At 39.3% G+C, this 13007-nt stretch carries 9 protein-coding genes and 2 pseudogenes; 8 read left to right on the forward strand and 3 right to left on the reverse strand.

What is annotated here, in order from left to right:
* Nucleotides 1-34: 34 nt before the first annotated feature.
* Together AC5JMK_RS25535 and AC5JMK_RS25540 are read left to right on the forward strand one after the other, a co-directional pair.
* Nucleotides 35-1234: an EcsC family protein gene (locus AC5JMK_RS25535; RefSeq protein ID WP_096678077.1), complete on the forward strand. Its 1200-nt coding sequence runs from the start codon at nucleotides 35-37 to the stop codon at nucleotides 1232-1234.
* A gap of 407 nt (nucleotides 1235-1641) precedes the next feature.
* Nucleotides 1642-2487, forward strand: a complete 846-nt coding sequence (locus AC5JMK_RS25540) for a hypothetical protein (protein ID WP_096678079.1) — start codon at nucleotides 1642-1644, stop codon at nucleotides 2485-2487.
* A gap of 138 nt (nucleotides 2488-2625) precedes the next feature.
* Here AC5JMK_RS25540 and AC5JMK_RS25545 read toward each other — a convergent pair whose 3' ends face one another.
* Together AC5JMK_RS25545 and shc are read right to left on the reverse strand one after the other, a co-directional pair.
* Nucleotides 2626-3447 (reverse strand): phytoene/squalene synthase family protein, encoded by an 822-nt coding sequence (locus AC5JMK_RS25545; protein WP_096678081.1) that lies wholly within the window; start codon nucleotides 3445-3447, stop codon nucleotides 2626-2628.
* A 289-nt stretch (nucleotides 3448-3736) separates the two neighbouring features.
* Entirely contained in the window at nucleotides 3737-5647 is a 1911-nt protein-coding gene (gene shc / locus AC5JMK_RS25550) for a squalene--hopene cyclase (protein ID WP_495911277.1), read from the reverse strand.
* A 758-nt stretch (nucleotides 5648-6405) separates the two neighbouring features.
* On the opposite strand from shc, the gene AC5JMK_RS25555 reads away from it, so the two are divergent.
* The 5 genes and pseudogenes from AC5JMK_RS25555 (at nucleotide 6406) to AC5JMK_RS25575 (ending at nucleotide 10086) form a co-directional block, all read left to right on the forward strand.
* A complete protein-coding gene (locus AC5JMK_RS25555; protein ID WP_495911278.1) occupies nucleotides 6406-6528 on the forward strand; it encodes a hypothetical protein in 123 nt (40 codons plus the stop codon).
* Between the two features lie 45 nt (nucleotides 6529-6573).
* A pseudogene (locus AC5JMK_RS25560) lies at nucleotides 6574-7011 on the forward strand (transposase family protein); the annotation flags it as partial.
* A gap of 387 nt (nucleotides 7012-7398) precedes the next feature.
* Complete coding sequence (locus tag AC5JMK_RS25565; protein WP_096678087.1) at nucleotides 7399-8364, forward strand: hypothetical protein; 966 nt, start codon at nucleotides 7399-7401, stop codon at nucleotides 8362-8364.
* Between the two features lies 1 nt (nucleotide 8365).
* A complete protein-coding gene (locus tag AC5JMK_RS25570; RefSeq protein WP_495911279.1) occupies nucleotides 8366-8518 on the forward strand; it encodes a hypothetical protein in 153 nt (50 codons plus the stop codon).
* Nucleotides 8515-10086 carry a metallophosphoesterase family protein gene (locus tag AC5JMK_RS25575; protein WP_096678089.1) on the forward strand — a complete coding sequence of 524 codons (1572 nt, stop codon included), beginning with the start codon at nucleotides 8515-8517 and terminating at the stop codon, nucleotides 10084-10086. The genes AC5JMK_RS25570 and AC5JMK_RS25575 overlap by 4 nt, the downstream gene beginning before the upstream one ends.
* Nucleotides 10087-10309: 223 nt before the next feature.
* Here the strand turns inward: AC5JMK_RS25575 and nadC are convergent, their stop codons facing one another.
* The gene (gene nadC, locus AC5JMK_RS25580) at nucleotides 10310-11176 is read right to left on the reverse strand and encodes a carboxylating nicotinate-nucleotide diphosphorylase (protein ID WP_495911280.1); all 867 of its coding nucleotides are present in this window, start codon (nucleotides 11174-11176) and stop codon (nucleotides 10310-10312) included.
* A gap of 735 nt (nucleotides 11177-11911) precedes the next feature.
* On the opposite strand from nadC, the pseudogene AC5JMK_RS25585 reads away from it, so the two are divergent.
* Nucleotides 11912-12731: pseudogene (locus tag AC5JMK_RS25585) on the forward strand (IS5 family transposase).
* Nucleotides 12732-13007 lie beyond the last annotated feature (276 nt).

Here is a 13007-nt window from a genome sequence, read left to right on the forward strand (position 1 = left end):
TAAATAGAAGGAATATTATTGAAGGTGCGAAGCAATGGCAGATAAATCTCAGAAAAATAGAGAAAATAAAAAAACAGATCATATACCCGCTACCGATATCAAAGAAGACAAGCATTCTTTATTAGAATCTTTTGCCGAAACATTAGGCTGTGCAGCTGGAACTGCTGTGGGAGTAGGAACAGTAGCTGGTAGCACTGCTATCGAAGCTAGTAAAGCAGTTGCACAAACAGCTGCTGAGGTAGGAGAAGCAGCAGCCAAGCAAGCACGCCACTTAATTGAGCAAGCAACTCATACAGCAGGACATGTAACAGAACGCTTGGGTGAGAATTGGCTAATCCGCAGTGTAGCTGGCGTGTTAAATCTCAATTGGTTAGTTGGTGCTAGTGACAATGTTGATTTAGAAAAATCCGCAGCTACGGTGAAAAAGCTTCAGCAGGAAAATCCTCATGAATCACCTAGCCAAATTGCTCACCGGATCATGGTAGAGAAAGCAGCGAAAGCAGGTGGAATAGGCTTCGCAAGCAGTATATTACCAGGATTTGCGGCAGCGCTACTGGCAGTAGATTTAGCGGCTACAACCCAGTTGCAGTCAGAAATGATTTATCAAATTGCTGCTGCCTATGGGTTAGATTTAAAAGATCAGAGCCGTAGAGGTGAGGTGTTGGCAATTTTCGGTTTAGCTTTCGGTGGTGGTCGTTTGTTGAGAACAGCAGGTTTAGGTTTGTTGCGAAATGTGCCTTTTGCTGGAGCGGTGATTGGTGCTAGCTCAAATGCGACGATGGTTTATTCTTTAGGATATGCGGCTTGTCGATTTTACGAAGCCAAGCTAGATGAATCCAAGTCTATGACTTCCGAAGAAACTTTAGCAAAACTCAAGCAAGAAAGCGAAAATTATTTAGAAACTGCGATCGCTCAACAAACAGTGATGGATCAAATCTTAGTTCATATGATCCTCGCCAGACATCCAGACAAGACTTGGGAAGAAATTTTGCCAGAGTTACAAGCCTTAAATCTCAGTCCAAGTTCTTTAGAAGCAATAGCTCAAAACATCAAATCACCTCAGCCATTTGAGGAACTACTTAATCAACTTAACCGAGATTTTGCCATACCACTTTTAGCTCAGGCTTACAGAATTGCCAAAGTAGATGGTGAGATTAAACCAGCAGAACAAAAAGTTATTGATGCGATCGCCACTAAATTTAATATTAGTCCAGAATCAATAGTCAAAAATTAGTCAGTGGTTAGTGGTTGTTGGGTAAATGTGATATTCACATATATCCAATAGAGTTAAAATCCGGAATCTAAAGATTTTGTTTTGTATTTGCAGTTATAGATGTACAAAATTGAGGTGTTTTTCCAGTAAAAGCGTTTTTTGTTTGAAAACTTACAAAACTCATGAGTATTTGAGTTTTCTATGACAATCATACTATTGAATTAGTCTGTTAGGGGAAACTGCAATAGCCCAACCAATGGTAGTTTAAGATCAAATATCAGTTCAAACTTAAAGAAAAAATTTATTTGTTGACAGAGTTTTTATCGGACAATATAAATCAACCCTTTGACGGAGTTTTGCTCCTTTGGTACTTAGTTAAATTTGAACCGAAAGCCCAAATAAGTATTTTTGAATACAGGAGAAATAGGGTGCTTGAACACATCAACAAATTCCTTCCGCCCCGTCAGTACAGACTTCCTTTAATTGGATTACTACTTATTCTTGGTGTTGTTGGCGAGAGGAGTAAACCTGTGTTAAGTAACCAACTTGCTAGATTACATATGCCTACAAGTCAGGAATTTGATAATCAAACAGCTACTTATAATTGGTTACAGCGCAAGCCTAGTGCTTCTTTGAAATCAACTTCTACCGATAAAGAAATACGTCTACGGAGAGCGCTTGTAGGATCAAGCTCTACACCAAATCAATTGGATGTAGAAGATAAAACAGCACCTACACAATTACTTGAGAATCCAGCACAAACTTATACTTGGTTACAAGGAAATAATACCCCTAGTTCAGAAGCATCAACATCCTTAAGTAGCAAAATAGCAGTAGCAGATAAGACCAAAAATCTCCAAGAAAGTGCATCTAAAGCATCCACAAAAACAACACAAGTTTCCTCAAAATCCAAATTTCCTAGACAAGATGGTGTTTATCTTTACGGACAGTCACCCAAACCAGGACAGTTAGGACAAGGCTATATTGTATTTGAAAAGCGCCAGAATAAAATAATCGGTGCTTTGTATATGCCTAGTTCTGAGTATAGTTGTTTCAATGGGACACTCAATTCCTCTGGAGAATTGGCAATGACTGTTAGAGGTTATGTTGGGGAAATGAGTCCATCCGAAATTGCTACCAGTAGTGGTTTACCTCAAAGGAGTGACGAAGAACCTGATATTTATGGTCATTCGGTGGAATTGCAAGATTACTATCAATTGAACTCAATCACTGGTAGCGATCGCCAAATTTTAAAGACGTGCAAAACTAATTAATAAAGCTAGGGGTATTACATATTTTGAGCCTCTAGCTAGTGGTAAATGTCCAAATCTTTAAAAAAATTATACAAAAATTATGAATATGAATGCTGAAAATTTCATAATTCATAATTCATAATTTATGAATCACCATTTTTATTTGCTGAGGTTATTCACCTGCTCAAGAAGTGCGAGTACATCACTACGACTGAGTTTTTCTTTACCATTAGCGATCGCATTGAGAGTCCCATAAGCCAAACTAAGAGGAATTTGGCAAAAATCCAAAGTTGGACCAACACTAAGAGCTTTGGTATAGGCTTCTGCTAAGACTAGATTGCGACGAGCATATATTTGCATATTTTCTGCACTCCAGCCGATGGGAAAAAAATTAACGTCACGAGCTAAATCTTCTTTGTGGTTACGGAGAATGTTAACTGCTTGTAAACCTCTACCAAATCCTACAGCATAAGTACGATTGGTTTGTGTGCCATCATACCAAGTCCACAAATCAGAAAGTAACAAGCCAACTGCACCTGCAACTCCAAAAGTATAGCGATCTAAATCAGACTCTGTATGAATTTTCCAATTTTTTTCTGCCCAATATGCCATCCTATCTGCCATCGCCCCAGTTGCATCCCAAATTCGTGGAGCGATAGTCTCAGGTGCTAGTAGGGCCCATTCCCTAATTCTAACGCTTACTTCTGCTAATAATTTTTCGTGAGAACCAAATCCCCCAGAGAAAGCATCAATAGCAAAACCATCAACTGCTGCCTGTAATGTTAAGCTGATTGATCTCAAAATATCTGCTTTGGTCTGGTTATCGAGTTCTGGATGGTCTTCAATTTCATCAATGGCTCGCATACACAGATATGCTGATGCTACGGCTTCTTGTAATCCTCTTGGCAAACGGCTAATTGGAATATAAAACGTCCGACTTGTCTGTTTTAAAATCTCCAAAGCCTCTGTCATTAAATCCATTTCCACATACCTGTGATCGTGTTTGAGCATACTAAAAGTTGTAAATCTTTTGTGATTTGACTGAAATCGTTTTCACTAACAACTTAATAACTTTATTTGCAACTGTTTATTTTGAAAAGTTGATTAAAATTGTGTAATTTTTTGTTCATACTTAAAACAAAAAAGTTTTGATTGGAATTAATAGTAGGCGTATTACCTACGCCATAGAAGTTTCTGTAGCGTAGCATTTGGAAGACAATTGTTTCATTAAATCGAATAATTGTCATCCAAACGCTTTATTTCAAATAAGTCAAGCAAATAATTTTTGATATTGACCTAGAGCTATTAAAGGAAAGTATTGTTGATAGAGGTGATACTTGAGATAAAAATGACTTGGAAAGCCAGTACCGGTAAAATCGGCTTCATCCCAACTACCATTTGGCAGTTGAGTTACGAGTAAATAGTCAATTCCCCGCTCAATTGCTAGTTTGGCAAAATTGCTAGTTGCTCTAAGTGCTACCATCAGTCCAATTAAAGCCCAAGCTGTCTGAGATGCAGTGCTGCGTCCTTTCCCCTTCAAGCTGGGATCATCATAACTACGACAAGTCTCACCCCAACCACCATCTGAGTTTTGACAACTAATCAACCAAGCCGCACCCTGTTCTATATTGTGGCGATGAGTTTGAGGACTAACCAAAGATAAAGCAGCCAATGCGCCACTTGTTCCGTAAATATAATTAACTCCCCAACGACCAAACCAGCAACCTTCAGACTCTTGCTCATTTAAAAGATATTTAATAGCACGTTGTTGCTTATTTTTATCAATTGCTAGCTGACAACTACCCAACATTTCTAAAACTCTGGCGGTGACATCGGCTGTATTGGGGTCGATCATAGCTTTCAAGTCACCATAGGGGACTTGATTTAGCCAATCTTGATCATTGTCGAGATCAAAAGCAGCCCAACCGCCGGGTTTACACTGCATCGAAGCTATCCAATCTACAGCCCGAACCATAGCTTGATGTTTGAGTTTTTCGTTCGGAAGTTCAACCTGATTTAGCGCCATGACTACGACCGCCGTATCATCTACATCAGGATAAAAGCGATTGTCAAATTCAAATGCCCATGCACCTGGTTTACCTTGGCGATTTTTTACTGTCCAATCACCGTAGTCGAGAATTTGCTTATCTAACAACCATTCGGCCGCCTGCACTAAAGCAGGATGATTTGGCGATAAACCAGAATCAACAAGCGCTCTAATTGCCCAAGCTGTATCCCAAACTGGAGAAACACAAGGCTGGACTCGGTAGGTATCTGCTGTTTCAAGGGCAAAGTTATCGACAGCTTGTAATCCTCGCTCCACAATTGGATCGGCTGCGTCGTAATCCAAGCATCGCAAAGCCAGCAGCGAATTGAGCATCGCAGGAATAATACCGCCCCAGTCACCTGTAGCTTCTTGGCGCTCTAATATCCATTTTTCGGCAGCTTTGATACCTTCTGCACGAAAAGGAACTAAATTCAAGTTTTCAGCTAGTTTGAAACCAGAGTCAAGGGTAAGAAATATATCTGTCCAGTTACCACTACGGGGTAATTCATACTTGACTTTTTCTATACTTTCTGCATACAGTTCATTCAAGTTGATCGCTGAATCAATTTGAAAAACTGGTTTGCGATCGCACACAATCAACAATGGCACTGTGCTTGATCTTGCCCAACTGGACATTTCGTAGATGTTGAAGAAAAATTTCTCACTCAGCAACATTACCCAGGGTGGTAACGAAGGAATACCCTGCCAGCTGTAGCAACCAATCAGCGCTAGGTGTAACTTTGTAAAAATGCGAGTCCGACTAATGCCGCCTCGCTCTAGAATAAATCTTCTGGCTTTGATCATGGCTGGGTCGGTTGGAGGTACACCCAAGAGCCTCAATGCCATGTAAGCTTCCACCGATGTACTTAATTCTCCGCCATCATCGTAAAAAAGCTCCCAGCCACCATGTTCTCGTTGTTGAGAACGCAGATATGCTTCTATTTTGTGCAGGGGTCTAGATTTATCTGTTCCCCAAATTTTATGAAGGAGAACAACCTCCGCAGTGATGGTAACGTTAGATTCTAATTCAGCCCACCAATAGCCTTGAGGGTTTTGAATCGAAAGTAAATATTTCTGGCTAGCAGCGATCGCATCTGACAGTTTTGATGCGGTCACTCTGTCTTGAATTTGCATGAAACACTTCTCACACTACACTAAAAAAATCGAGTCTTGTTAAATCTATGGTAATGATTGTTGTTAAGTACAAGTTTTTTGTCTTTTTAACAACTGTGTTTGAATCTATACTAAAATCATTTTGATTTTCCTTATATTTACAAAATTTACTTAATACATATTCATTTGCTTGTGTCTATTTTTCTCAGTATTCATATCTGACTAGCGATTTGCCACATTAATTTCGAGTATTTCGTAGTCAAGACTTCAGTCCTCACTACAAACTGAGCAAAATTAATCAAATAGACAGCAATTTATACTTTCCAGTAGAAAGATAGTAAATAAATACCAAGTAAATATGGTCATTATTATCATTGGTAAAGACTCAATTTAAAAGTAAAAAATGTATCATTAAAATTTGCCATCAACATATTACGGTTTTAAAGGTTGTTTGTAAATGATTATCGAGTCATTTCAACAGTAAATAAAGCGTGACGACGTAAATTCTAGATTTCCTCACGCAATTGTGGTAGGTTTTTAACTTTGGTTGTACGCACACAGATATGTAACAAGTTCCGATGAGAGTAGCGTTAACCAGGAAAAATTTTGGACTGAAAATCTCTGTGAAAAGTAAAAGCTGACGCTTACAAGCAACTTGTTTAGAGTTTCGTAAAGTGTATTTTTTATCGTTGAGACACTTCAAACAGCGCTTCTCTATATTAGACCTCTTGCATGAATAGTGTAAGCATGAAAAAATACAGGTCAAAAAACAAAGAGCAATGAGCTACGAACAGATAAAAGACCTGCCACCACCAGAATTTAAACGGTTATGTGGAGTGCATATTGCAACATTTGGGAGAATGGTAGAAGTCAATACCGCCAGAACTGGTGAGAACTGGTAACAAAGGCGGTCACAGTTTTCTCCTCTTAAAAATGGGGCAAAAAAACAGCGTCGGTATTATAGCGGCAAGAAAAAACTTCACACCTTGAAAGCCCAATTGGTAGTTGACCAGGTTAGTGGCAAAATCATCTGTACTGCTTATGGAATCGGTCGCATTCATGACTTCCGGTTACTGAAAAATACGAAGGTAAGATTTCATGATTCTCAGTTGTGTTTAGCCGATAAAGGCTATCAAGGAATTGCGAAAATCCATGCTATTAGCTGTATTCCGGCTAAAAAACCTCGTGGTGCTAATTTATCCCCTGCTAATCGCCAGCACAATCGTAATTTAGCTCAACTACGTATTGTTGGCGAACATATCAATCGTCGATTGAAAATTTTTCGCATCCTCAAAGAACAATATCGTAATCGCAGAAAACGCTTTGGCTTACGATGCAACTTAATTGCTGGACTTCTTAATTATGAACTTGCTCTGTTTTCTTGATTCGTGTAAGAGGTCTAGTAAAAACCGGTTGTGACAGTTGAGGGTACGGAATGTAGGTTTTAAACATCCTCTTACTATTGTTGTTCGTTATGAACATAACTATAGCTGAAGTTAATGTTACATATTAATAAACGTTGAACTAGATGTTAATAAATTATTACTTGAGAATTTAAGAATTATAAGAATGTTGATTTCATTGGCTGTTTTTGCGAAAACAGTGAAACCATTATGTCAAATTATACAGTTGAAGCTCTCAAAAATTACTACTGAAGAAAGATGCTTATCTGATTATAAAATGAGCAAGCTTAAGTGATAACAGCAATTTAAAAATATGGATAATATCTACCTGCTGTTTAACAAAGTGGAACTTTTATTTCTGTAACTGCTATGACTAGCAATATTTCACAAAAGAATGTCTGTAATTATACTAGTAACCATCAAACTGTAGAAATTTCTCTGTTATTTGCAAACTTCAAAAATAATATTTGGTATTGGGGTATTTTTTCTTGGATGTTCGGAATTACTGATAGAGGTTTTGCTGCGTTTGCTGATGGTTATTTATCTCCAATAGAGATTCTACAGATATGCGCCACCTCTTTCTTATTCTTGAGTTGGCTGTTTTTGAAGCCAGATGAAAACTTGAATAATGAAGGCGTATCCCCAAGCGAACAAACTGACTTAAGTCATTATCGCCAGCAAGCAATATCTACAGTTAGAAGTAGAATGGTTGAGTTACAAGATCAGCATATGATCAGTCAAGCGTATACTCTGCCTTTTCCTTATCTGTGTCAAATTTATCATTTATTAAATTTAAAACACTTGGAAACAGTTCACAGTTTTAGTCTGAATAATTTAAAAGTTGTTGATGTTAATTATATTCAGGCTACAAACTACGGCGGTAAGATCAAATTTCAAACAATATTAGCGGTATCGGCTGTTAATATTTTAAGAATTTGGAGACAACCAATAGTCGAAGTAGATTTAATATTGCATACACCTTTTACTGTTGAATTAAGTATTCCAGTCTATAACAACAAAAAGATTATTGTCATATTTAATGCTCTTCCTTTAAGCAGTAAAACTCATAAATTCTTTGTAGATATTTACAGCAATCTAGACTGGCCAAAGCCAATAATGCAAATTATCTTGCATTTTGCTTCTTGTTTAACACTGTATGAAGATATACCCTATTTACGCACACTTGCTAAAAAAAACCTAGAGCGCTTAATCAACTTAAATAGAGTTTCAAATCACGAAACAATGTGGCTATTTAGAAGGTTTGTTGAATTATATGGTTCGAGTATAGAACCTGCTCAAGAATTAAGATTATTGAGTAGTCAAGAAGATAAATGAGTTGGCACAAATTAAAGATTTAGCAATTCTACGAGATCCCCGACAACTTCTGCGAAGTCGAAGATCAGAAGACAACCATCAACAACTTATAGATACAATCGGAATGCAAGCAGAAATAGAAAAAGTTCTGCATTCTGGGAGCGATCGCCAATGAAATTCATTTCCGAACCATCGATACCTGTAAAAATTCAAAAGATGAAAGAACGGGTGCGCTGGGGTAATGCAAGTATTATCCAGCGTGGGATTGATCAAACTAGCATGGTGATCGACGATCGCAACTCGGATAATCCAGAATTTTCTTTTATGGTCATCGGTGATAGTGGGACGAAATCATACTATAAACATCATCCCCAGCGCCAAGTTGCTGAACTGATGCTTCCGCATCAAGAGGAATCTAGTTTTGTTTTGCATACGGGGGATGTAATTTATGTTGTCGGTTCGCGCGAGTATTATCCTCGAAATTTTATTGAACCTTATCGCGAATTCATCGAAGGCGGAGAAAACTACAAACGCATTCCCTATGATCGCATGGTGTTTAAAACCCCAATTTTGCCAGTGCTTGGTAATCACGATTACTATGATGTACCGTTGATGTATCGACTTTTGGCGGGAACCACGCTACCACTGCGTCGCCTGTTACGCTATAAAGATATTGAAGTTGGTTGGCATGGCTCTGATCAAGGTGATGCGTACGCACGAGCGTTTATTGATTATCTTAAGGTGTTCCACAGCAAAGAACAGTTAGAATTTCATCTCGATGAACACTACATCGCCAAAACAGACACAGGACGCTGTTTGCGCTACGAACCTGGACGTTTTACCCGCCTACCCAATCGTTATTACACTTTTCGTTACGGCGGAATTGACTTTTTTGCCCTCGACTCGAATACTTTTAACGAACCATCTCCCCTACCCGCAACCAAAGAAGGAGAAAGCAGTCGCCGTCAACTGGAAAAACGTCGCCACGAAATCGAAGATGAAGAGATGGAAATTTTAGAAGTGTGCGATCGCCTCAACCCAGATAATCCAGAAGATGCGGAAAAACTCGACGCTCTCAAAGCCAAGTTATACCAAATCGACGAAGTTAAAATTGACATCGAAAAACAACTCACATCCCACGATGAACCAGCTACCGACTTTGAACAATTGGAATGGTTTAAGCAAAGGCTGATTGAATCTTGGCATACCGAAGAAGTACGGGGAAGGGTAGTTTATTTTCATCATCCCCCCTACGTTACCGAAGCAAGTAAATGGAATCAAGCTCAAACTTTAGCAGTGCGTCGGCGTTTACGTTGGGTATTTGATAGCACCGCACAAACTCTTGGTTATTTAACTCACGGGCGTCCAATTGTTGATTTGATTTTAAACGGTCATGCTCACTGCTTGGAATATCTCCGCACTACCAACACCGGATATGCTGACTCTCATCTCAATTGTATAATCTGCGGTGGTAGCGGTCGTCGTCCCCGTCGTCAACGAGATGAAGGGACTGAGTTAATGGAGACTTTCGAGTATATAGAAGGAAAACCTACTCGTAAAATTGCTGATTCGCTTTTATTTATTGGTCGCAATGGTTACGATAATTTCAAGCGGTTGCCATATTCATGTGTGCGAATTGATGTTACAGGGGGTACTATACCGAAGTTTGTTGTTAAACCACTTGTTGCTGAACGCTTTCAAGGAGAGTGGTTTAACAAAGAATTAGAAGCATTTGAGATTTGAAAGCTTTAACCCTCTTGTGTCACTCTCCGAAAACTTTTGCCATTTCTGAATTCTAGAGCTTTTTTATAGGAAGCGTTCACGTAGTGTGTCGTATGGCGTATCGCCAGATTTTTTTTCTAATAACAAATACAAGCAGCAAGTTTTTTAATCGGATAGCTTGTATTGATTGACTGGTAAAGCTTCTAGAGATTGATCTCTCGGAAAATGACAGAAGAGGCTTATATCACTGAATCTTCATGCTCAAATCCAACCACTTCGACTGCGTAATTGGCGCACTACTCGAAATGTAGTCTACACCTGTCTCTGCTACAGCACGAATAGTCCCTAATGTAATATTGCCAGAAGCCTCTATTTTCACTCTAGTATTTTCTAAGCGAATAATTTGCACCGCATCCTGCATCATATCTAGAGGCATATTGTCCAACATAATAATGTCAGCTTTATTATTTAGAGCTTCTTGTACTTGTTCCAAACTTTCTGTCTCTACCTCAATCGTCAATGGATAAGGTATCCGTTCTCGAATCCGAATAATAGCTTCTTCTATTCCTCCAGCGGCTGCAATATGATTATCTTTGATCATTACCGCATCGTCCAGTCCAATACGATGATTGATCGCCCCTCCTACTTGAGTTGCATACTTTTCCAAAATTCTTAAACCTGGGGTAGTTTTACGAGTATCCACAAGTTTAGTAGGTAAATCTGAGATTTTATCTGTATATTGACGAGTGAGTGTGCTGATTCCACTTAAGCGCATTGCTAAATTCAGTGCTACTCGTTCCCCCATCAACAGTGCATCCAACGATCCATGCATCTGCGCTACTACCTGTCCTTGCTGACAGCATTCACCTTCAACTGCATGTGTGGTAAACTCTATCTTCTCATTTAAAAGCTGAAAAATTCTTGCCGCTATTGGTAAACCAGCAATTACTCCAGATGCTTTAGCTATCCAATGAGCTTGTCCTTGAATTGTATTGTCATTTAAAAGAGATTGAGTTGTGCGATCTCCTCTACCAATATCTTCTAATAACCAGTTTTGCAAGAGTTGATCTAGCACGATAAATGGAGGTAGTACAGCAGTTGAAGTTACCATATTCGTCTTGAACTCAAAAAGCCGACACTGTATTAGACCTTTCCAAGTAATAAAATGTCCCCCCCTCGCGTTGCGTCTGGGGGCGCAACGCCCACCAATCCTTGGGTTGAGCCGAAATATATTTGATAGGGCGGGACATTTTATTTTCTGGAGATCCGTTAAACAGTAGTGTATGAGGGAGCATCAAAAGTAAATTTACAGTTATCTTAACTATTTGTACTATTTAATCACTATATAGCGTTTCCTAAGCTACTGAGGTAAACCTAATCTTTTTTAATCTTTATCCAAAAATATAACCAAATTTAAAACCGTACCTCACTAGGTCGGGAAACGCTATAAAGGAATATGAAACATTAGGTAACCTGAGTTCGGGATAAGGAAAGGGACAGGTAGTAAGCTGAAAATAACATCAAATCCAGCACCTGTCCTATGTTTAGTTTAGAAGCTTTATTTTGCCACGTAGATGATTTCTGTAAAACTTTTGAAGCTCAATGGCATAAAACCCACCTTCCGCACCCCCAAGTGTCACAGAGAGAAAATACTGAGAGAAAAAAGGAAGTAAGAATAAAAACAAACATCTGAAGTCAAAAAAGACATTTGAGTAGCCATGAATCAACAAAAATGGCATTCAAAGCTATTGTCAATAAGAGGTTGTTTGAAAAGTCGGTCAGGTTGTAAAAAAGCTCTCTCGGTATACGCTGTGAATAGATATATAGACAGCACCGAGAGAGCAACATGAGTAAAGCATACCCCAGCAATCTGACCCGTGTACAATATGAATTTCTGAGTGAAATGATCCCACAACCCAAACCCGGTGGTTGCAAGCGTGAAGTCGATATGTGGGAAGTTTTGAACGCGATCTTCTATGTCCTGCTAGAAGGAGTGAGATGGCGATGTCTGGCGACAAGCCGCTTCGCGTCTACGCTACCTGGAGACTTTCCTCCTTGGCAAACAGTGTATACATATTTGCGAAACTGGCGTAAAGACGGGACGTGGTTGCACATTCACGATAGTTTACGACAGTGGACAAGAATCGAAATTGAGCGTCATCCGAGTCCATCAGAGGCAATCATCGATAGTCAAAGTGTAAAAAGTGTGGCTATGGTGAGTCAACAAGTGGGCTTTGATGCAGGCAAACAAATCAAAGGGCGCAAGCGTTTTATGACCGTTGATACCTTGGGATTAGTACTGCGGGTATTGGTCACCGCCGCTAGTGTGCCAGAGCGCTCAGGCCGTAAACAAGTACTCAAGCGCGTCCAAGAAATGGGTAACAAGGTTTCTCGCTTGACGACTATTTGGGCTGATGGCGGCTTTGATGGTCCAGCATTCATGATGTGGGTCATGGACATTTGTCGTTGGATTGTGCAGGTAGTGCTGCGACCAGAGCAAACTAAGGGGTTCGTGTTGCTCAAAAAACGTTGGGTAGTGGAGCGCACTTTCGGTTGGCTCATGGGGTGTCGCCGATTGGTCAACAGATGTTGAGTTATTGCCCGAAACATCGAAGACTTTTATCTACCTTGCCATGATCCGGATCATGGTGAGGCGTTTAGCATGAATTTTGACCCCTAAAAACTTTTCAAACATCCTCTAAGAAGTGCACTGTATTCTCTAAGGAATGAGGATTAAATAAAGTGCAAAATTAGGCTGTGTTAGCGGAGCGTAACGAACCGTTTTAAGTTCCATCAGAATTGCATGTTATTAAATTTGCGTTCCTAAATACACCTCATTTGTGGCTCAAGCGATTAAAACATAAGCTTTTTGGAATAGCCAAAAAATAAAAAAAAAGTAGTTGACAAAGAAGAGGAAGGTAGATACTATAGGAAAGTGCCAA

The organism is Pelatocladus sp., from assembly GCF_059505505.1.